Source organism: Duganella sp. OV510 (assembly GCF_900100205.1).
GTDB lineage: Bacteria > Pseudomonadota > Gammaproteobacteria > Burkholderiales > Burkholderiaceae_D > Rugamonas.
In genome coordinates this window covers 113,430-132,285 of sequence record NZ_FNEQ01000002.1, presented here as the reverse complement: position 1 = coordinate 132,285, position 18,856 = coordinate 113,430, and the positions used below count along the sequence as shown (strand labels likewise).

The following is an 18,856-nucleotide window of genomic DNA, read 5'->3' as shown; positions in this document are numbered from 1 at the left end:
CAGTTCTGCCAAACGTACACGGGCTCAACTGCTACGCAGTTGAGCCCGTGTACGTTTGGCAGAACTGACCCCGGATGTTAGCTGCGCTCGCGCAGGATGCGGTTGACGCCGGACACGCGGCGTACATTGCGCAGCAAGCCCGCCAGGTGCACACGGTCCTTGACCTGCACCGTGAAGCGCAGCTGGTGCAGCACATTGTCCTTGTCTTCGTCCATGCCGACATAGGTGATGTTGGCGTCCGATTCGCCGATCTCGGCCGCCACCCGCGCCAGGATGCCTTTTTCATTGTTGATCAGCAGCTTGATGCGGCTATCAAAGCGGCGGTTCAACTCCGCCCCCCACTTGACCGCGATCCAGCGATCCGGCTCCTTGGCCTTCTGGCGCTTGGCCTGCGTGCAGTCCGACGTATGTACCAGCAGGCCCTGGTCGCGGCGCAACTGGCCGATGATGGCGTCGCCGGGAATCGGCAGGCAGCACGGCGCCAGCTGCACCGACACGCCTTCGCTGCCGCAGATGGTGACCGGGTCCAGCTCCGCCGAACTATTGTGGTCCACCGGCGCGCTGACCGATTCGCCGCCGCGCAGGCCGAAGATATGCCGCGCCACCAGCGCCGCCATGCGCTTGCCGACGCCGATGTCGGCATACAGCTCGTCCAGCGACTTGGCGCTGGATTCCTTCAGCAGCCGTTCGACCAGATGTTCTTCCAGCTCGGGACTGATGCCCAGCGACGACAGCGCCTGCGACAGCAATTGCTCGCCCAGCGCGATCGATTCCGGCAGGTTGATGGTGCGCAGGTGATGGCGGATCGCCGAACGCGCCTTGCCGGTGCGGACGAACGACAGCCAGCTCGGACTAGGCCGCGAGGCGGAATCCGTGACAATCTCGACGATGTCGCCATTGCGCAATTCGGTCCGCAGCGACGCCGGCTCGTTGTTGATGGTGACCGATACCGTGTGATCGCCAATGCCGGTGTGGATCGCATAGGCGAAGTCGATCGGCGTGGCGCCGCGCGGCAGCGCGATGATCTTCGATTTCGGCGTGAACACGTACACCGAATCCGGGAACAGGTCGACCTTGACGTGTTCCAGGAATTCAGCCGAGTCGCCAGTCTGCTGCTGGATATCCAGCAGCGATTGCAGCCAGGCGTGGGTGCGCTGCTGCAGGTCCGACATATTGGCGTCGCCATTCTTGTACAGCCAGTGCGCCGCCACGCCCGATTCGGCGGTGCGGTGCATTTCCTGCGTGCGGATCTGGAATTCGACCGGCGTGCCGTAAGGACCAATCAGCGTGGTGTGCAGCGACTGGTAGCCATTCAGCTTGCGGATGGCGATGTAGTCCTTGAACTTGCCCGGCATCGGCTTGTACAGCGAGTGCAACGTGCCCAGCGCCACATAGCAATTCGGGAAGCTGTCGACCACCACGCGGAAGCCGTACACGTCCAGCACCTGCGAGAACGACAGGTGCTTGCTGCGCATCTTCTTGTAGATGCCGTACAGCGTCTTCTCGCGGCCGTAGACTTCCGCCTCGATATTCGCCATGCCCAGCGTGTTCTTCACCGACTCAAGGATCTTGGTGACCACTTCGCGGCGGTTGCCGCGCGCCGCCTTGACCGCCTTGGCCAGCGTGCGGTAGCGCAGCGGGAACAGGTGGGCAAACGACAGGTCCTGCAGCTCGCGGTAGATGTTGTTCAGGCCGAGGCGATGCGCGATCGGCACGTACACTTCCATGGTCTCCTTGGAGATGCGGGCCTTGGCGGCCGGCTTCATCACTTCCATGGTGCGCATATTGTGCAGGCGGTCGGCCAGCTTGATCAGGATCACCCGCACGTCCGAGGCCATGGCCAGCAGCATCTTGCGGAAGTTTTCCGCCTGCGCTTCGATCTGGCTCTGGAACTCGATTTTTTCCAGCTTCGACAAGCCGTCCACCAGGTTGGCCACCGGCGCGCCGAAGCGTTCGATCAGTTCGTCCTTCTTGACGTCCTGGTCTTCCATCACATCGTGCAGCAGCGCCGCCATGATGGCTTGCGCGTCCAGCTTCCAGTCGGCGCAGATTTCCGCCACCGCGATCGGATGCGAGATGTAAGGCTCGCCGGATTTGCGCAACTGACCGAGATGCATCTCGTCCGAGAAACGATAGGCTTCCTTGACCTTTTTCAGGTCGGCGGCCGTCATGTATTCGGCCAGTTTTTCGGTCAGATGGGATACCGACGCAACACCTGCGGTCAGGGCAGGGGGCGTGGCCAGGGGCGACGAGGAAATCACGGGAGGTACGGGGGGCGAGGCGGGTGGAACGCGGGTGGTGGCATCCCCTGCGTTGGACTCAGACGTGGCTTTGGCCGGCGCTTTGGCCGGCCGTTTCGCCCGGGCGGGCTTGCCACTCAGTGTCGGATCGGCAGGGATCAGATTCATACGTGTGCGTTCCGTCGTTGTGAGAATGTCTGGCTACTGCTAAAACATACCACATTCACATGCTTCGGGAACGCAGCCCAACTTACATTGGGACTTTCTTCAACATTTCCAGACCGACTTTGCCGGCTGCGATTTCACGCAGGGCGACCACGGTAGGCTTGTCCTTGGCTTCCACCTTAGGGGTGTGGCCTTGCAGCAGTTGGCGCGCGCGGTAGGTGGCGGCCAGGGTCAGCTGGAAACGGTTCGGTATATTTTTCAGACAATCTTCAATCGTAATGCGGGCCATCTAAAACTCCTAAAAATCTTGTGTATTTATTCAGCGTGGATGCCCAGTTGGGCAAAGAGCGAGGCGTTGCGTGCCGCTTGTTGCGCAAACCGGCAACGGGCCGCTTGGACTATCGCGGTCAATTCCGACAGCGCGACGTCGAATTCTTCGTTGATAATAGCATACTCGAACTCGGGAGCGTGGGCGATTTCGCCACCTGCGGCAAGCAGGCGTTTGGTGATCACATGCGGCTCGTCCGTCGCACGTTTGTTCAGGCGTTCTTCCAGCGCGGCGATCGACGGCGGCAGGATGAAAATGCCGGCTGCCTGCGGGAATAATTTCTTCACCTGGCGGGCGCCTTGCCAGTCGATTTCCAGCAACACGTCGGTGCCGGATGTCATCTGCTCTTCGACCATCAGGCGCGAGGTGCCGTAGTAGTTGCCGTGCACTTCGGCCCATTCCAGGAACTCGCCATCCTTGGCGCGCGCGACGAAATCTTCAGCACTGGTGAAGTAGTATTGCTGGCCGTGGGTTTCGCCCGGACGCGGCGCGCGGGTGGTGGTGGAAATCGACAGCTTGATGGTCGGTTCCTTGGCCAGCAGCGCGTTGACCAGCGTGGACTTGCCGGCGCCGGACGGCGCGGCGACGACGAACAGGCTGCCCGAAAATGCCTTGGTTGAGCTCATGGGGGTTCTTTCAAAAACGTCAGCGGGCGGCGTTTTGTCGTCGCCCAAAGATGTATTTTACCAAGAGCAACGATGGGAGTTCAATTTACAGCAGCGACAGCAAGTGTTGTGCCGCCGCCGGCGCCCGTTCCTTGGCGCCGTTGATGAAGTAGACGTAGACCTGGCCGGACTTTGCTTCGGCCTGCCAGTCCCTGGCCTGCCTGGCCCACTTCTTCAATGCCGGCTTGCTGTAGCCGGTGTCGATGTCGCTGTGCGCGTCCATCAGGCGGGCGTAGACGAACTCGCCGGTGATGTCGGTAAAGTTCGGGAACTTGGGGGCATCGGTGATGACGGTGGCGACCTTGTGCTTGCGCGCCAGCGCCAGATATTCATCGCACAGAAAACTGTCATGGCGGGCGTCCAGTACGTGTTGCAGCTTGCGCTTGCCCAGCTTGGTTGGCAGCAGCTTGAAGAAGGCGGCGATGTCGTCGGCATCGAACTTTTTGGTGGCGGCCAGCTGCCACAGGATGGGGCCGAGCTTGTCGCCCAGTTCGGTGAGGCCGCTGTTGATGAAACGTTCAATGGATTCGCCGGCTTCGGCCAGCACCTTGCGGTTGGTGGCGTAGCGGGAGGCCTTCACGGAGAAGACGAAATCGTCCGGCGTCTTCTCGGCCCAGCTGGCGAAATGTTCAGGCTTGGCGGTGCGGTAGAAGGTGCCGTTGATTTCGATGCTGGTCACTTGCGTGCTGGCGTATTCCAGCTGCTTTTTGATCGGCACGTCGGCGGGATAGAAGGTTTCGCGCCATGGCGCATAGTCCCAGCCGCCGATTCCCGCCCTGATCTGCGCCATTGTGCGTCTCCTGATAGTATCGAGTTTTAGTCTATACGGGATATACCATGAAAGAGCTGATCGTCGTCGCCACCATCACCGCCAAAGAGGGCAATGAAGTGCTGGTGCGCGAGGCGCTGGAAAAGATCGTGCCGCCAAGCCGCGCCGAAGCCGGCTGCATCCGCTACGACCTGCACATCGACCTGGGCAACCACGCCAGCTTCGTCATGCTTGAAGCCTGGCGCGACGAAGCCGTCCTGGCCGCCCACGAAGCCACGCCGCACTTCCAGCAATTAGTCAGCAGCATCGCCGGCAAGGCCGACGTGCAGATCATCAAGCTGAACCAGGTGCTATAAGCACGGATTCAGAATTTTCACGCCTGTCGCGTGAAAATCACTGACATTCCGGGTAACGACCGTCAGTCCATGCACCAGCGCGGTAGCGGCGATCAAGGCGTCGGCCCACGGACGGCTATGTGAAGCATGCAGGGCAGCACTTTGTTGGGCAACGATCGAGTCTACTGGAATGATTCTGCCAGCATATGCGATAAGTATCTGATTTTGTAGCCAATTGCGTAAGGAATCGCCGCCGCTCCTATCTCGCCGCGCCAGCAGCAGTATTCCAAGCTCCAGTTCGTGAATGGTGATTGCCGATAGATACAACATGCGTGCGTCTACGCTTAGTTTCCAGCGGACGACATTGCGGTGTGCCTTGCTCGGCGCTTTCCGCAGTTCTGAGATGACGTTGGTATCGAGAAGAAATTTCATGAGAAATCTGCTGCTCTGGCCGTTTCTTGCGAGCGAGGTGGATCGAATTCGATGCTGGCGGCGATATCGGGTACTGACAATAGCTCCGCCATGTTCCTGTGTTCTCGAATAAGACGCTGGTAGTCCGCGAAATTCAGCAGAACGAAGGCTGTTTTTCCTTGCTCGGTAACGAACACAGGTCCCTTGTTGGCGGCCTGCGCTGCTTCTTGGAATATCTGGTCGAATTCCTTGGTGGATATGGTCTTGCTGTTCATGGCGATACCTCGCTTGGCTGTGGTCTCAAGCTACTACAGTCAAGCAAGTGCCGCAAGCAAGCTGGTCAGTCTGGGGTGAAGGCGTTGGAGGCGGCGAGGGTGTCGAGGGCTTCGCGCAGCAGCGTGATTTTTCCGTCTTTAGCCACCAGCCGGCCAGCGTAGGTTTGTTTGTACAGCTTGCCGGTGGAGAGGACGTTGGCTTCGACGCTGTATTCGCCGAAAGCCTGGTCGGCGGTCTCGATGAACAGCTGCACGTTGTGGAAGCGGAAATCCGGCACATTCTTCAGCAGGCCGCCGATAAAGGCTTCGATGGCGACCGGGCCGACCGCGCGCACGTTCGGGCCGAGCGATGGCAGTTCAAGCACGCCGTCTTCGGCAAACAAGGCCGCCGCAGCGGCTGGGTTCTGAATGTTGTCGAGGTAGGCGTTGAGCAGTTGGGCTGGGGTTTTCATGATGTTTCGCTTTCAGTAGCAGTTGGAATGGCTCTACTTTAGCGTCACATTATTACCAGATAAATCCGGTAAAAACGAATACTTTATGCATGTGGGTGGATAATCGGGAGATAAAAAAAGGAGCCGAAGCTCCCTTTCTGATTACTCCAGGTTCTGCACCTGTTCGCGCATCTGCTCGATCAGCAGCTTCAGCTCCATCGACGCATCGGCCAGTTCCTTGACCGACGCCTTGGCGCCCAGCGTATTCGCTTCGCGATTCAGCTCCTGCATCATGAAGTCCAGGCGCTTGCCGACCTGGCCGCCTTTTTTCAGAATATGACGGGTCTCGGTCAGGTGCGCCGACAGCCGGCCCAGTTCCTCGGCCACGTCGATACGGATGCCGTACAGGATCACCTCCTGGCGGATGCGCTCCAGCGCATCCTGGCGCGACAGCGCCGAATTCGAACCCTGGCAGGCCAGCCCCAGCGCATCCTGCATGCGCTCGATTGCTTTCTGCTGGAACGCCGCCACCACTTGCGGAATCAGCGGCGTGATGCGCTTGACGATGCCTTCCATCGCCTCGATCCGCGAGATCAGCATCGCTTCCAGCGCCGCGCCTTCGCGCTGGCGGCTGGTCACAAACGCCTCGATGGTGCGGGCGGCGAGGGTGGCCACGTCGGCTTGTAGCGACTCCTGGCCGATCTGCGCTTCCTCGATGACGCCAGGCCAACGCAGTAGTTCAGCGACTGACATCGTTTGCACGCCAGGGAACAAGCCGCCGACTTCAGCTTGCAGGCGTTGCAATTCAGTTAATAAAGGCAGGTTCAGCGCCTGCGTGCCGGTGGTTGCCGCCTTGCGGCCGAAGCTAAGCCTTAACTCCACCTTGCCGCGTGTGATGGCGCCCATGATCGCTGAGCGTAAATCGGGTTCAAGTGCACGCAAATCGTCGTTTATTCGGAACTGTAAGTCCAAAAAACGCGAATTCACACTCTTGATTTCAATAGTCAGTGTTCCCGCCGCACTCTCACTTGTGGCGACAGCGTAGCCCGTCATGCTGGAAATGCTCAATGGATATCCCCGATTTAATCTTTACAAAACAGTGATTTATCAACACAATCAGGTTGTCGAGGCGAGGAACCTTATGGCTGCACAGAACAACGCCCCCTTACCAGATGGTCTGGAAATTGCTGGATATCGCATTGTAAAGAAAATTGCGTCCGGTGGGTTCAGTATTGTTTACCTTGCATACGATAGTGAAGGTGTCGCGGTCGCCATCAAGGAGTATTTGCCCAGTTCCCTGGCGCTGCGCCAGCCTGGCGAACTGGTGCCGGTGGTCGCCAAGGCCCATCTTCCCGTGTTCCGCATCGGCCTCAAGTGCTTTTTCGAGGAGGGCCGGGCGCTGGCCCGCATCTCCCATCCGAATGTTGTAAGCGTGCTCAATTTCTTCCGCGCACACGAAACGGTGTATATGGTGATGGCCTACGAGTCCGGCCACTCGCTGCAGGAGCATATCCAGCGGCAGCGCGCCAAGGGCGTTAAGGTAGGTGAACTTTTTATCCGCACCATCTTTACCCAGGTGGTCAGGGGACTGCGCGAAGTCCACGCCAACCAGCTGCTGCACCTGGACCTGAAGCCGGCGAATATCTACCTGCGTACCGATGGCACGCCGATGCTGCTGGACTTCGGCGCCGCGCGCCAGACCGTCAACACCGACATGCCGACGCTGACGCCGATGTACACGCCCGGCTTCGCTCCGCCTGAACTGTACGCCAAGACCGGCCTGGGGCCGTGGACCGATATCTACAGCATCGGCGCCGCGATGTTTGCCTGCATGGTCGGCTCGCCGCCACAGCCGGCCGACCAGCGCAAGGCCGAGGACAAGATGGCCGGCCATTTCGACAAGCTGCAAGGCCAGTACTCGCCCGAACTGCTGCAACTGGTGCGCTGGTGCCTTCAGGTGGAGCCGCTGGAGCGGCCGCAAAGCCTGTTCGCGGTGCAGAAGATGCTGCAATCGGCGGCAACGTCGGCCGTACCGGCAGCGCCGGAGCTGGGCCTGATGGACAAGCTGCGCGGCCTGGTGGGCCGCTTCGGCGGTGGCGCCGCGCGCGCCAAGGCAGGACCGGAAACGCTCGTTTGACACTCGTGAGGGCATCGCCATGCAATTCTCCGTGTATCAGGAAAGCCATATCGGCGGCCGCAAGGTCAACCAGGACCGCATGGGCTACAGCTTCACGCGCGACGCGCTGCTGCTGGTGCTGGCCGACGGCATGGGCGGCCATCTGCGTGGTGAAGCAGCGGCCACGGTGGCGCTGCAAACCATCGCCACGCTGTTCCAGCAGCAGGCCGCGCCCTACGTGAAAAAGCCGCAGCGCTTCCTGGAAGAGGCGCTGCACGCCGCCCACCGCGACATCCATCTTTACCGCGCCGAGCAGCAGATGCCGGAAACGCCGCGCACGACTATCGTCGCCTGCCTGATCCAGCACAATACCGCCACCTGGGCGCATTGCGGCGACTCGCGCCTGTACTGGATGCGCGACGGCCAGATCCTCTCCCGCACGCGCGACCATTCGCACGTCGAGAGCCTGATCGCCAAGGGCATGGCGCTGCCGTCCGAGCGCGCCACCCACCCGGACCGCAACAAGCTGTATAACTGCCTCGGCGCCGACACGCCGCCACGGGTGGAGATCGCCGGCGGCGCCGGCATGCTGCCCGGCGATGTGGTGCTGTTGTGTTCCGACGGCTTGTGGTCTATGCTGCCGGACGATGAACTGGCGCAGCGGCTGCACGCGCAGACCGTGGTGCGCGCCGTACCGGATATACTGCAGGCCGCGCTGAAGGCGGCGGGCGACATGAGCGACAATGTCACCGCGCTGGCCATCATGTGGCAGGGCAGTTCGGTGGTGGACAGCATGGCCCCGGACACGGCGACCGTGATCTCGACCGAAGCGCTGCCCGAGGGCCTGCACAGCACCACCATCCGCGACACGCCGCCACCGGCGCCACCGGACAACATCGATGCCTTCGATGACGACGAAATAGAAAAAGCCATCGCGGAGATCCGCGGGGCGATAGAGAAATCCTCGCACATCCTCAAATAAGGAACTGTATGACTTTTGTATCCCGTCCAAGCGGCCGCCCGGTCGACGCGCTGCGCACGCTGCGCCTGACCCGCGACTACACCAAGCACGCCGAAGGTTCGGTGCTGATCGAATGCGGCGACACCAAGGTCATCTGCACCGCCAGCATCGAAGAAAAAGTGCCGGGCTTCCTGAAGGGCAAAGGCCAGGGCTGGCTGACCGCCGAATACGGCATGCTGCCGCGCTCCACCCACAGCCGCATGGACCGCGAAGCGGCCAAGGGCAAGCAGTCCGGCCGCACGCAGGAAATCCAGCGCCTGATCGGCCGCTCGCTGCGCGCCGCGTTCGACCTGGAAGCCTTCGGCGAGCGCACGCTGCACCTGGACTGCGACGTGATCCAGGCCGACGGCGGCACCCGTACCGCATCGATCACCGGCGCCATGGTGGCGGCATATGATGCCTTCTCCAAGCTGGCGGCGCGCGGCGCGATTCCGGCGATCCCGCTGAAGCATTTCGTGGCAGCGATCTCGGTGGGCGTCTACCAGGGCATGCCGGTGCTGGACCTGGACTACATCGAAGACTCGGGCTGCGACACCGACATGAACGTGGTGATGACCGACGCCGGCCACTTCATCGAAGTGCAGGGCACCGCTGAAGGCGCCGCCTTCGACCGCACCGGCATGAACCGCCTGCTCGACCTGGCGCAAGCCGGCATCGCCGACCTGGTGAAGCTGCAAAAACAGGCGCTGGGCATCGCAGGGTAAAATACGCCATGACTCAACGACTGATACTGGCCTCTAACAACAAGGGCAAACTGAAGGAGTTCAACGAACTCCTGTCCACCGTCGGCTTCTCGGTGCACGCGCAGGGCGAATACGATGTGCCTGAAGCGGATGAACCTTTTCACACGTTTGTCGAAAATGCACTGCAAAAGGCGCGGCACGCGTCGCGCATCACCGGCTTGCCGGCGCTGGCCGACGATTCCGGCGTCTGCGTCAATGCACTGGGCGGTGCGCCCGGCGTGTACTCGGCGCGCTTTGCCGGCGAACCGAAATCGGACACCCGCAACAACGAGAAGATGATCGCCGAACTGGCCAAGCATGAAGACAAGTCCGCGTACTACTACTGCGTGCTGGTGTTCGTGCGCCATGCCGACGATCCGCAGCCAATCATCGCCGATGGCCGCTGGAACGGCGTCATGGTCGATACGCCGCGCGGCGACGGCGGCTTTGGCTACGATCCGTACTTCTTCATTCCCTCGCTCGGCAAGTGCGCCGCCGAGCTGGCGCCGGAAGAGAAAAACGCCTTGTCGCATCGCGGCCAGGCATTGCGCGCATTGGTAGAGAAACTGAAATGATCCCGATTAAAATCGTCGGCGCCAGCACGCAGGGTAAAACCAAGCCAGCGGCCGACATCAGCGAAGCCGCCGGCGTCGCTGCGAAGTACCTGCAAGGCGGTGCGCTGAATCTGACGGCGCTGCCGCCGCTGTCGCTGTACATCCACTTCCCTTGGTGCGTGCGCAAATGCCCTTACTGCGACTTCAATTCGCACGAAGCGAAAGAGGGCGGCGCCTTTCCCGAACAGGAATACCTGGATGCGGTGCGCGCCGACCTGGAACAGGCTTTGCCGCTGATCTGGGGCCGCAAGATCTACACCATCTTTATCGGCGGCGGCACGCCAAGCCTGATGTCGGCGGCGGGGCTGGACCGCCTGCTGTCGGACGTGCGTACCTTGCTGCCGCTGGACAGCGACTGCGAGATCACGATGGAAGCCAATCCCGGCACCTTCGAGGCGGAGAAGTTCAAGTCCTACCGCGCCAGTGGCGTCAATCGCCTGTCGATCGGCATCCAGAGTTTCAATGCGCGCCACCTGAGGGCGCTTGGCCGCATTCATGACGATAACGAGGCAAAGCGCGCGGTGGACATCGCCGTCGCCAACTTCGACAACTTCAACCTGGACCTGATGTACGCGCTGCCGTCGCAGACGCTGGAAGAGGCGCGCCAGGATGTGGAAACGGCGATGTCGTTCAAGCCGCCGCACCTGTCGCTGTATCACCTGACGATGGAGCCGAACACGCTGTTCGCCAAATATCCGCCAACGCTGCCGGACGACGACGCCAGCGCCGACATGCAGGACATGATTGCCGAACTGACTGCCGCCAACGGCTACAGCCAGTACGAGATTTCGGCCTACGCGAAAGAAGGCAAGCGCGCGCGCCACAACCTGAATTACTGGGAATTCGGCGACTACCTCGGCATTGGCGCCGGCGCGCATTCCAAGCTGTCCTTCCCGCACCGCATTCTGCGCCAGGCGCGCTACAAGCAGCCGAAAGCCTATATGGAACAGGTGAGGCTGGGCGCACCGGTCCAGGAAGAATACGAGATCCAGCGTGAAGACATGGGCTTCGAGTTCATGCTTAACACGCTGCGCCTGCACGGTGGCTTCGATCCCAACCTGTTCAGCGAGCGTACCGGCTTGAGTATCAACGCCATCGACAAGCAGCTCAACGCGGCCGAGGCCAAGGGACTGCTGTATCGCGACTACAAGATCATCAAGCCGACCGAATTAGGCCAGCGCTTCCTCAACGACCTGCAAGAGATGTTCTTGAAAGCTTAGTCCCCAGCCGTGGCGTGGCGCGCTTTGCTGCTGGTGGCAGCGCGCCATGCAGGCCATCGTGTCCCAGCTTGAAAGACGAGGCCACATCGGCCAGGCGTGCTGCCTGTTCCTGCATGCTGGCCGCTGCTGCGGCGGCTTGCTCCACCAGCGCGGCGTTCTGCTGCGTCACGCTATCCATCTGACCGATGGCGGTGTTGACCTGATCGATGCCGATACTCTGCTCGCTGCTGGCCGAGGTGATTTCGCCCATGATGTCGGTCACGCGGCGCACGCTGTTCACCACGTCGTCCATAGTGCTGCCGGCCTGCTGCACCAGCTTCGAGCCGATGTCCACCTGTTCGACCGAATTGCCGATCAACTCCTTGATCTCCTTGGCGGCGCCGGCCGAGCGCTGCGCCAGATTGCGCACTTCCGATGCTACCACCGCAAAGCCGCGCCCCTGTTCGCCGGCGCGGGCTGCTTCCACGGCGGCGTTCAACGCCAGGATATTGGTCTGAAACGCAATGCTGTCGATGACGCTGATGATGTCGAAAATCTTGCGCGAGGAATCGTTGATCGAGCCCATGGTGTTGACCACCTGGCCGACAATGGCGCCGCCTTTTTCCGCCACCTCCGACGCCGCCTGCGCCAGCTGGTTCGCCTGGCGCGCATTCTCGGCGTTTTGCCGCACGGTGGAAGTCAGTTCCTCCATTGACGAAGCGGTTTCCTCCAGCGAGCTGGCCTGCTCCTCGGTGCGCTGCGACAGGTCCATATTCCCGGAGGCGATTTCGTTGGAGGCGGTGGCAATTGTGCTGGTGCCAAGCTGCACCTGGCTGACCACGGTGCGCAGCGCATCGTTCATGCCGCGCAGCGCCGTCATCAGATCGCCGATTTCATCCTTGTTGTGCTGCGCGCTGAACTGCGTGGTCAGGTCGCCGTGGGCGACGGTGGCGGCGATGTCCACGGCGGACTTCAGCGGCACGGTAATCGAACGCGAAATAATCCAGGCGGCCACCGAGCCGATGCCGACCATCAGCACCGCCAGCAACATCAGCAGCGTGTTGGCGCGGTTGTTGGCGGCGTCGATGGCGTGCGCGGTGTCGTCAATCGCCTTGCGCTGATGCGCCAGCAGTTCGCTGACCTTGCCTTGGTAGGCTTTGGCGGCCGGCACGAAAGTACCCTTGAACAGCGCATCGACAGCAGCGTCGTCACCGGTCTTGCGGATGTTGCCGACGTCGGTTTTCGCCTTCTGATAGACATTACGCAATGTGGTCACATCGCTAAATAGCGCGCGTTCCTCGTCGCTGGTGGTCAGTTCCTTCACTTGCGCCATCAACTCGGCGCCACGCTTGCTGCTGGCGGCGATGACGTCGGCGAATATAGTGGGCAGCGTCTCGTCCTTGCTGCGCGCGATCAGCTCCGTGCGGGCGACAGCAGAATACAGCAGCACGTACCAGTCGGAGACCAGGCGCTCCTTGGCCAGCGGCTTCTCCATCATGTCGCGCGTGGCCTGCGCGGTGGCGCGGGCGTTGACCAGTGCGACCGAGGTGGCCAATATCGCCAGCAGCAGCACCACGGCGAAGCCGATGGCAAGACGCGTACCGATGCGCATCTGAGACAGCACGTTCATGATGATCACTCCCAACAAGAAAGCGGGAGTCAAGTATGCGCCTGTCCGGCGGTGCTGTGTGTGGTCTGTTGCTGTTTGGGAACAGCTAAAAATTGGCAGCCTGTTTCAGGTCCGGCTTCTCGCACCAGCGGGCGAAGGCTTCGGCCAGGCGCTCGCTCTCGCCGATGGCTTTCAGCCAGTCGCGGTTGCGGCGATCATGATCCTGGCCGTAGACGTGGAAGTCCTTGCGGTCCGGCAGTTTGGCGTTGGGCAGCGTGCGGACGAAATCGGCCGAGGGCGAGACCAGGATCATATTGTCGAGCGCCTGGTCGCGCGCGCGGCGCCACGGCATCGACTTGTCCAGCCAGCCGGGCACGATGTAGTCGCTGAAGTGCGGGTAGAGCACCAGGCCGGGATCGCGCTGGTAGGGCAGGTGCAGGTGGTAGTCGATCAAGCCGCCGTCCCAGTAGGCGCCATCCGGTGCGCCGGCGATGCCCGTCACCGCTTCCAGCACCAGCGGAATCGAGCCGGAAGCCAGTAGTGCGTCGCGCAGGTTTTCTTGCGACAGGTTGACGAAGTGATTGGCGAAGGCATCGAAGCCTTCGCGCAGCCATTGCGCATCGTCGTGCTGCTGGTGGAAGATCACACGTTCCATCGATGCTGCCAGGCGCTTGCGCGACAGCGCGTTGCCGGCGGCGGCCAGCAGGAAGCCGGTCATTTCGCGCCAGCGCGCGCCGTTGGTGCTGCGCAGCGCGCCGATGCCGCGCACGGTGATGATCGATACCTGGTGCTGCGGATGGTTGAGCGGCTCAACGCCACGGCCATCGATCAGCTCATCGAGCAGCGTGCGGCAGGTTTGCGACACGTAGGCTGGCGTCACCTTGTCCGGATAGCGCTGACCGGCGTACAGGCGCGCCAGCCGTTTGTGCGCCGCGACCGGATCGTCGAACGCCGAAGCGGCCATGCGCCAGGCGCCGATCGATGCGCCGATCAGCTTGCGCTGGCGCGGCGCATGGCGAAAGAAATCGCCGAACATCCAGCAATCCAGGCCATTCAGAATGAGTCCCTTGGGCCCGCCGGCGGCGGCAGGAACGATAGCAATATCGGCGGCCTGCATGCCCTCGGCGGCAATCCGCTGCCTGGCCCGCTGGCCAAGATGAATAGTAATCGGAGAAGTCATATAGTATCCATAAATCCGGGGTCAGTTCTGCCAAACGTACACGAGCTCAACCGCAATGCGGTTGAGCTCGTGTACGTTTGGCAGAACTGACCCCGGATTTTACTGCACGCCGCCGCCGAGGGTGCGGTAGAGGTCGATGGCGGTGGTGGTGCGCAGCAGGCGTGCTTGCACCAGCGATTGCTGGGCGCTGAATAGTTCGCGCTGCGCGTCCAGCACGTCCAGCGAGCTGGCGACGCCGTTGTCGAAGCGCAGTTGCAGCAGCCGCAGACGGTCGGCTTGCGCTTCCTGCACGGCGCGCTGGGCGTTCACTTGCTCACCCAGGTAGTCGCGCGCGGCCAGTGCGTCGGCAACTTCGCGGAACGCGGTTTGAATGGTTTTTTCGTAGTCGGCTACTGCGATGTTCTTGCGGACTTCGGCCAGCGTCAGGTTGGCGCTATTGCGGCCTGCATCGAAGATCGGCAGCGTCAGTTGCGGCGAGAACGACCAGTTGCCGGAGCCGCTGTCGAACAGGCCATGCAATGCCGGACTGCTACTGCCCACTGCCGCCGTCAGGCTGATGCGGGGGAAGAAGGCGGCGCGTGCGGCGCCGATGTTGGCGTTGGCGGCTTTCAGGCGCTGCTCGGCGGCGCGGATGTCGGGACGGCGCGCCAGCAGGTCGGACGGCAGCCCGGTGGGCAGGGCGCTGAGCGTGTCGAGCTGCTGGTCGCTCGGCACGCCACCCGCAGTGACGCTTGGCTCTGTCGCCGCAGCCGCGCTGTTGCCGCCGGACGTGCTACCGGGCGCCGGTGCCGCAGTCCGTCCACCTGCGTTGGCTGCGCCGTCTGGCGCTTGGCCGACCAGGAGTGTCAGCGCGTTCTCGGCTTGTGCGCGCTGGCGGGCCAGCGTCAGTGCAGAGGCGCGGGCGGTTTCCATCAGCGTTTCGTTGGAACGCAGGTCCAGCCGCGACGAGGCGCCGGCTTCGGCACGCTGCTGCGTCAGGTTGTAGGTGCGCGCGCGCGCTTCATAGGTTTGCTGTGCCAGCGCGTACTGCTCGGCATAGGCGCGTTCGGTGTAGTAGGCCTGCGCGACTTGCGCGACCAGTGCGATCTGTGCCGCCAGCCGCGCTTCTTCGCTGGCGAGGTAGCTGGCCAGCGCCGCCTCGTTCAGGCTTTTGACGCGGCCGAAGAAGTCCAGTTCGAACGAGGAAACCGATACGCCAACATCATAGCGCTTGCCGATCGTGCTATCGCCGCTGGATGACAGGAAGGCCGGCGTCTTGGCGCGCGTGAGGCCGGCGCTGGCGCTCAGGTTGGGCAGGCGGTCGGCGGACTGGATGTTGTATTGCGCCCGTGCTTCCTCGATGCGCAGCACGGCGGTGCGCAGGTCGCGATTGTTTTCCAGCGCCGCGCCGATCAGCTGCCGCAGGCGCGCGTCGGGGAAGTAGTCGCGCCAGCCGGTGTCCACCGCGCTGCGCGCATCCGCCGCCAGCGGCAAGGCTACGCTGGTGCGCGACGCGGCGCCGGCGCCGGCGCTGTCGGAAGGGAAGGCTGCGGCGACCGGTGCCGCCGGACGCTCATAGGTCGGCGCCATCGAGCAGGCGGAGAGCAGGGCGCTGAGCAGCGCGATGGCTGGCTTAGTCGAAGGTTTCATGTTTTTTGTCGTTCAGTTCATGTGCGGCCAGCTTGCGTTGACGTTCGCTGCCCTTGAAGATGCGGCGCACCACCACGAAGAATACCGGCACCAGGAAGACCGCCAGCACGGTCGCGGTAATCATCCCGCCCATCACGCCGGTGCCGATGGCGCGCTGGCTGGCCGAGCCGGCGCCGGTGGCAATCACCAGCGGCAGCACGCCAAGGATGAAGGCCAGCGAGGTCATGATGATGGGACGGAAGCGCAGGTGGACCGCTTCCAGCGTCGCTTCTATCAGCCCTTTGCCTTGTGCCTGCAAGTCCTTGGCGAATTCGATGATCAGGATGGCGTTCTTGGCCGACAGGCCGATGATGGCGATCAGGCCAACCTTGAAGTAGACGTCGTTCGGCAAGTCGCGCAGGTGCGCACCGAGCAGCGCGCCAAGCACGCCAAGCGGCACCACCAGCAGCACGGCCACCGGAATCGATTCGCTTTCATACAACGCTGCCAGCACCAGGAAGGCCGCCAGCAGCGATAGCGCAAACAGCATCGGCGCTTGCGAGCCGGAGGTCTTTTCTTCCAGCGACTGGCCCGTCCACTCGATGCCGAAGCCCGGTGGCAGCTGCGCGGCCAGGCGTTCCAGCTCCGCCATCGCTTCGCCGGTGGAGCGCCCTGGCGCCGCATCGCCGGTCAGCTTGATGGCGGGATAGCCGTTGTAGCGCACCAGCTGCACCGGCCCTTGTATCCAGCGCGAGGTGGCGAACGAGGAGAAGGGGACCATCGTGCCGCTGGCGCTGCGCACATTGAGTTGCAGGATGTCTTGCGGTTGCAGCCGGCGTGGCGCATCCGCCTGCACGATGACGCGCTGCTGCCGCCCGCTGCTGGTGAAGTCGTTCACGTAGGAGGAACCCAGCGCGGTCGACATCATCGCGTTGATGTCGGCAAAGGCGACGCCAAGCGCATTGGCTTTTTCGCGATCAATCTCCACGCGCAGCTGCGGCGCGTCTTCCAGGCCTTCCGGCCGCACGCCTTTCAGCACGGCGCTTTTGCCGGCCAGTTCCAGCAGCTGGTTGCGCGCGGCGACCAGTGCATCGTGGCCTTGCGCGCTGCGGTCTTGCAGGCGCGCAGTGATGCCTGTGGCGTTGCCGAGTTCGCGGATCGGCGGAGGGCTGAGCGGGAAGATGATGGCGTCCGGGATGCCGGACAATGCGCCGAGCGCCCGCTGCGCGATGGCCTGCGCCGAATCCCCGGACGAGCGCTCCTTCCAGTCTTTCAGCGGCACGAACACCAGGCCGGCGTTTTGCGCATTGCCGGAGAACGAGAAGCCGGCCACGGCGATGGTGCGCGCCACAGCGTCTTGCTTGCGGTAGTACTGGTCGATCTGCGACAGCACCGCCTGCGTGCGCGACAGCGATGCGCCCGGCGGCAGCTGCACATTGGTGACCAGATAGCCCTGATCCTCGTTCGGCAGGAAGGATGACGGCAGCTTCACATACAGCCAGCCGACCACGCCGCACAGCAGCGCGAAGATAATCAGGTAGCGGCCGGTGCGCTTGAGCATCTTGGCGATGATGCCCTGGTAGCCGGTGGCGGTGACCGCGAACTTGCGGTTGAACCAGCCGAAGAAGCCTTTCTTCTCATGATGGTGGCCTGCTTCCACCGGCTTGAGCATGGTCGCGCATAGCGCCGGCGTCAGCGTCAACGCCATCAGCGCGGAGAACAGCATGGCCGATACCATCGCCAGCGAGAACTGGCGGTAGATGGCGCCGACCGCGCCGCCGAAGAAAGCCATCGGGATGAACACCGCCACCAGCACCAGTGTGATGCCGATGATGGCGCCGGTGATCTGGTCCATGGCCTTGCGCGTTGCGTCGCGCGGTGACAGGCCTTCCTCGCTCATGATGCGTTCGACGTTTTCCACCACCACGATGGCGTCGTCGACCAGGATGCCGATCGCCAGCACCATGCCGAACATGGTCAGCACGTTGATGGAGAAGCCGAACAGCTGCATGGCGGCGAAAGTGCCCATCAGCGCGACCGGCACCACGATGGTGGGGATCAGCGTGTAGCGGATGTTTTGCAGGAACAGGTACATCACCAGGAATACCAGCAGCACCGCTTCCAGCAGCGTTTTCACCACTTCTTCAATCGAGATCTTGACGAAGGTGGAGGTGTCGTAGGGGACGGTGTATTTGACGCCGGGCGGGAAGTACTTCGACAGTTCTTCCATCTTGGCCTTGACGGCGGTGGCGGTTTGCAGCGCGTTGCCGGTCAACGAAAGCTGTACCGCCAGCGCGGAGAAGGGCTGGCCGTTCAGCCGCGCGTTGGTGTTGAAGCTGGCGCCGCCCATCTCGACACGGGCGACATCCTTCAGGCGCACCAGCGAGCCGTTGGGATTGGCGCGCAGGACGATGTTGGCGAATTCGGTGGTCGAGGATAGCTGGCCCGTCACCACGATTGGCGCGGCGTAGCTTTGGCTGGTGGGGCTGGGCAGGTCGCCCAGCGTGCCGGGTGTGACCTGTGCGTTCTGTGCGCGAATGGCGGCGGTGACGTCGGCCATATTGAGTTTGAGGCCGGTCAGCTTTTGCGGATCGACCCAGATGCGCATGGCGCGCTCGGTGCCGAACAACTGCGCCTGGCCGACGCCGGGAATGCGCTTGATTTCATTGACCACGTTGCGCGCCATGTAGTCACCCAGGCCGGTCGGGTCGAGGCGGCCGTCGGTGGAGGTCAGGCCGACGAACATCAGGATGTTGGAGCGGGCCTTGTTGACTTGCACGCCTTGCTGTGTGACGGCGGCTGGCAGGCGCGATTCCACGCGCTTGATGCGGTTCTGCACGTCGACTGCCGCCAGGTCTGGATTGGTGCCGGGAACGAAGGTGACGGTGATGTTGACCGAGCCATTCGCTTCGCTTTGCGCTTCGACGTATTGCAGGCCGTCGGCGCCGTTCATTTCCTGTTCGATGACGCTGGTGACGGCGTCGTCGAGGATTTGCGCGGTGGCGCCGGGATAGGTGGCGGTGACGACGATCGACGGCGGGGCGATGGTCGGGTATTGCGACACCGGCAGCACGGTGATCGCCAGCGCGCCGCCAAGCAGGATGAAGAGGGCGATCACCCAGGCGAACACCGGGCGGTCAATAAAGAATTTGGCCATGTGCGCTCCCG

At 62.5% G+C, this 18,856-nt stretch carries 18 protein-coding genes; 6 read left to right on the top strand and 12 right to left on the bottom strand.

All coding sequences use genetic code 11. The annotated features are described in order from the left end of the window. Positions 1–77: 77 nt before the first annotated feature. The 4 genes from BLS51_RS07700 to BLS51_RS07685 form a co-directional block, all read right to left on the bottom strand. Positions 78–2,408: a RelA/SpoT family protein gene (locus BLS51_RS07700; RefSeq protein ID WP_090181939.1), complete on the bottom strand. Its 2,331-nt coding sequence runs from the start codon at positions 2,406–2,408 to the stop codon at positions 78–80. 82 nt (positions 2,409–2,490) lie between these two features. Then, the gene (gene rpoZ / locus BLS51_RS07695) at positions 2,491–2,694 is read right to left on the bottom strand and encodes a DNA-directed RNA polymerase subunit omega (RefSeq protein ID WP_056443456.1); all 204 of its coding nucleotides are present in this window, start codon (positions 2,692–2,694) and stop codon (positions 2,491–2,493) included. A 26-nt stretch (positions 2,695–2,720) separates the two neighbouring features. Next, positions 2,721–3,359, bottom strand: coding sequence for a guanylate kinase (gene gmk / locus BLS51_RS07690; protein WP_090181941.1), 639 nt, complete (start codon positions 3,357–3,359; stop codon positions 2,721–2,723). Positions 3,360–3,444: 85 nt separating this feature from the next. After that, the gene (locus tag BLS51_RS07685) at positions 3,445–4,188 is read right to left on the bottom strand and encodes a DUF72 domain-containing protein (RefSeq protein ID WP_090181943.1); all 744 of its coding nucleotides are present in this window, start codon (positions 4,186–4,188) and stop codon (positions 3,445–3,447) included. 47 nt (positions 4,189–4,235) lie between these two features. On the opposite strand from BLS51_RS07685, the gene BLS51_RS07680 reads away from it, so the two are divergent. Continuing rightward, complete coding sequence (locus BLS51_RS07680; protein ID WP_090181946.1) at positions 4,236–4,523, top strand: putative quinol monooxygenase; 288 nt, start codon at positions 4,236–4,238, stop codon at positions 4,521–4,523. Here the strand turns inward: BLS51_RS07680 and BLS51_RS07675 are convergent. From BLS51_RS07675 to BLS51_RS07660, 4 genes are all read right to left on the bottom strand, one after another. Further along, positions 4,518–4,934, bottom strand: coding sequence for a type II toxin-antitoxin system VapC family toxin (locus tag BLS51_RS07675; RefSeq protein ID WP_090181949.1), 417 nt, complete (start codon positions 4,932–4,934; stop codon positions 4,518–4,520). The two genes, BLS51_RS07680 and BLS51_RS07675, sit on opposite strands and share 6 nt — an antisense overlap. Further along, positions 4,931–5,188, bottom strand: a complete 258-nt coding sequence (locus BLS51_RS07670) for a type II toxin-antitoxin system Phd/YefM family antitoxin (RefSeq protein ID WP_090181952.1) — start codon at positions 5,186–5,188, stop codon at positions 4,931–4,933. The genes BLS51_RS07675 and BLS51_RS07670 overlap by 4 nt, the downstream gene beginning before the upstream one ends. Before the next feature lie 65 nt (positions 5,189–5,253). Further along, positions 5,254–5,640, bottom strand: coding sequence for a nuclear transport factor 2 family protein (locus tag BLS51_RS07665; protein ID WP_090181955.1), 387 nt, complete (start codon positions 5,638–5,640; stop codon positions 5,254–5,256). 141 nt (positions 5,641–5,781) lie between these two features. Next, positions 5,782–6,672: a YicC/YloC family endoribonuclease gene (locus tag BLS51_RS07660; RefSeq protein ID WP_090181958.1), complete on the bottom strand. Its 891-nt coding sequence runs from the start codon at positions 6,670–6,672 to the stop codon at positions 5,782–5,784. Positions 6,673–6,760: 88 nt separating this feature from the next. Between BLS51_RS07660 and BLS51_RS07655 the strand changes: the two genes are divergently transcribed. Genes BLS51_RS07655 through hemW form a run of 5 tightly spaced genes read left to right on the top strand, consistent with a single transcriptional unit; the run spans position 6,761 to position 11,312 of the window. After that, positions 6,761–7,756: a serine/threonine protein kinase gene (locus tag BLS51_RS07655; protein WP_090181961.1), complete on the top strand. Its 996-nt coding sequence runs from the start codon at positions 6,761–6,763 to the stop codon at positions 7,754–7,756. 19 nt (positions 7,757–7,775) lie between these two features. Then, positions 7,776–8,717: a PP2C family protein-serine/threonine phosphatase gene (locus BLS51_RS07650; RefSeq protein WP_090181964.1), complete on the top strand. Its 942-nt coding sequence runs from the start codon at positions 7,776–7,778 to the stop codon at positions 8,715–8,717. Positions 8,718–8,725: 8 nt separating this feature from the next. Further along, positions 8,726–9,460, top strand: coding sequence for a ribonuclease PH (gene rph / locus BLS51_RS07645; protein WP_090181967.1), 735 nt, complete (start codon positions 8,726–8,728; stop codon positions 9,458–9,460). 8 nt (positions 9,461–9,468) lie between these two features. Then, positions 9,469–10,053: an RdgB/HAM1 family non-canonical purine NTP pyrophosphatase gene (rdgB, locus tag BLS51_RS07640; protein WP_090181970.1), complete on the top strand. Its 585-nt coding sequence runs from the start codon at positions 9,469–9,471 to the stop codon at positions 10,051–10,053. Then, positions 10,050–11,312: a radical SAM family heme chaperone HemW gene (gene hemW, locus BLS51_RS07635; RefSeq protein WP_090181973.1), complete on the top strand. Its 1,263-nt coding sequence runs from the start codon at positions 10,050–10,052 to the stop codon at positions 11,310–11,312. The genes rdgB and hemW overlap by 4 nt, the downstream gene beginning before the upstream one ends. Here the strand turns inward: hemW and BLS51_RS07630 are convergent. From BLS51_RS07630 to BLS51_RS07615, 4 genes are all read right to left on the bottom strand, one after another. Continuing rightward, entirely contained in the window at positions 11,278–12,921 is a 1,644-nt protein-coding gene (locus BLS51_RS07630; RefSeq protein ID WP_090182243.1) for a methyl-accepting chemotaxis protein, read from the bottom strand. The two genes, hemW and BLS51_RS07630, sit on opposite strands and share 35 nt — an antisense overlap. Positions 12,922–13,006: 85 nt before the next feature. Beyond that, positions 13,007–14,080, bottom strand: coding sequence for a patatin-like phospholipase family protein (locus tag BLS51_RS07625; RefSeq protein WP_090181977.1), 1,074 nt, complete (start codon positions 14,078–14,080; stop codon positions 13,007–13,009). A gap of 99 nt (positions 14,081–14,179) precedes the next feature. Then, positions 14,180–15,709 carry an efflux transporter outer membrane subunit gene (locus tag BLS51_RS07620; RefSeq protein ID WP_090181979.1) on the bottom strand — a complete coding sequence of 510 codons (1,530 nt, stop codon included), beginning with the start codon at positions 15,707–15,709 and terminating at the stop codon, positions 14,180–14,182. Next, on the bottom strand, positions 15,693–18,845 hold the full coding sequence (locus tag BLS51_RS07615) for an efflux RND transporter permease subunit (RefSeq protein WP_090181981.1): 3,153 nt from the start codon (positions 18,843–18,845) through the stop codon (positions 15,693–15,695). Before BLS51_RS07615 ends, BLS51_RS07620 begins: the two co-directional genes overlap by 17 nt. Between the last annotated feature and the right edge of the window lie 11 nt (positions 18,846–18,856).

Coding starts and splice junctions, on each gene's coding strand:
- BLS51_RS07630 (WP_090182243.1), bottom strand. CDS start 12,921: ATGAACGTGCTGTCTCAGATGCGCATCGGTACGCGTCTTGCCATCGGC.
- rdgB (WP_090181970.1), top strand. CDS start 9,469: ATGACTCAACGACTGATACTGGCCTCTAACAACAAGGGCAAACTGAAG.
- BLS51_RS07670 (WP_090181952.1), bottom strand. CDS start 5,188: ATGAACAGCAAGACCATATCCACCAAGGAATTCGACCAGATATTCCAA.
- BLS51_RS07675 (WP_090181949.1), bottom strand. CDS start 4,934: ATGAAATTTCTTCTCGATACCAACGTCATCTCAGAACTGCGGAAAGCG.
- rpoZ (WP_056443456.1), bottom strand. CDS start 2,694: ATGGCCCGCATTACGATTGAAGATTGTCTGAAAAATATACCGAACCGT.
- BLS51_RS07620 (WP_090181979.1), bottom strand. CDS start 15,709: ATGAAACCTTCGACTAAGCCAGCCATCGCGCTGCTCAGCGCCCTGCTC.
- BLS51_RS07665 (WP_090181955.1), bottom strand. CDS start 5,640: ATGAAAACCCCAGCCCAACTGCTCAACGCCTACCTCGACAACATTCAG.
- BLS51_RS07660 (WP_090181958.1), bottom strand. CDS start 6,672: ATGACGGGCTACGCTGTCGCCACAAGTGAGAGTGCGGCGGGAACACTG.
- BLS51_RS07615 (WP_090181981.1), bottom strand. CDS start 18,845: ATGGCCAAATTCTTTATTGACCGCCCGGTGTTCGCCTGGGTGATCGCC.
- BLS51_RS07685 (WP_090181943.1), bottom strand. CDS start 4,188: ATGGCGCAGATCAGGGCGGGAATCGGCGGCTGGGACTATGCGCCATGG.
- rph (WP_090181967.1), top strand. CDS start 8,726: ATGACTTTTGTATCCCGTCCAAGCGGCCGCCCGGTCGACGCGCTGCGC.
- gmk (WP_090181941.1), bottom strand. CDS start 3,359: ATGAGCTCAACCAAGGCATTTTCGGGCAGCCTGTTCGTCGTCGCCGCG.
- BLS51_RS07625 (WP_090181977.1), bottom strand. CDS start 14,080: ATGACTTCTCCGATTACTATTCATCTTGGCCAGCGGGCCAGGCAGCGG.
- BLS51_RS07700 (WP_090181939.1), bottom strand. CDS start 2,408: ATGAATCTGATCCCTGCCGATCCGACACTGAGTGGCAAGCCCGCCCGG.
- BLS51_RS07680 (WP_090181946.1), top strand. CDS start 4,236: ATGAAAGAGCTGATCGTCGTCGCCACCATCACCGCCAAAGAGGGCAAT.
- BLS51_RS07650 (WP_090181964.1), top strand. CDS start 7,776: ATGCAATTCTCCGTGTATCAGGAAAGCCATATCGGCGGCCGCAAGGTC.
- BLS51_RS07655 (WP_090181961.1), top strand. CDS start 6,761: ATGGCTGCACAGAACAACGCCCCCTTACCAGATGGTCTGGAAATTGCT.
- hemW (WP_090181973.1), top strand. CDS start 10,050: ATGATCCCGATTAAAATCGTCGGCGCCAGCACGCAGGGTAAAACCAAG.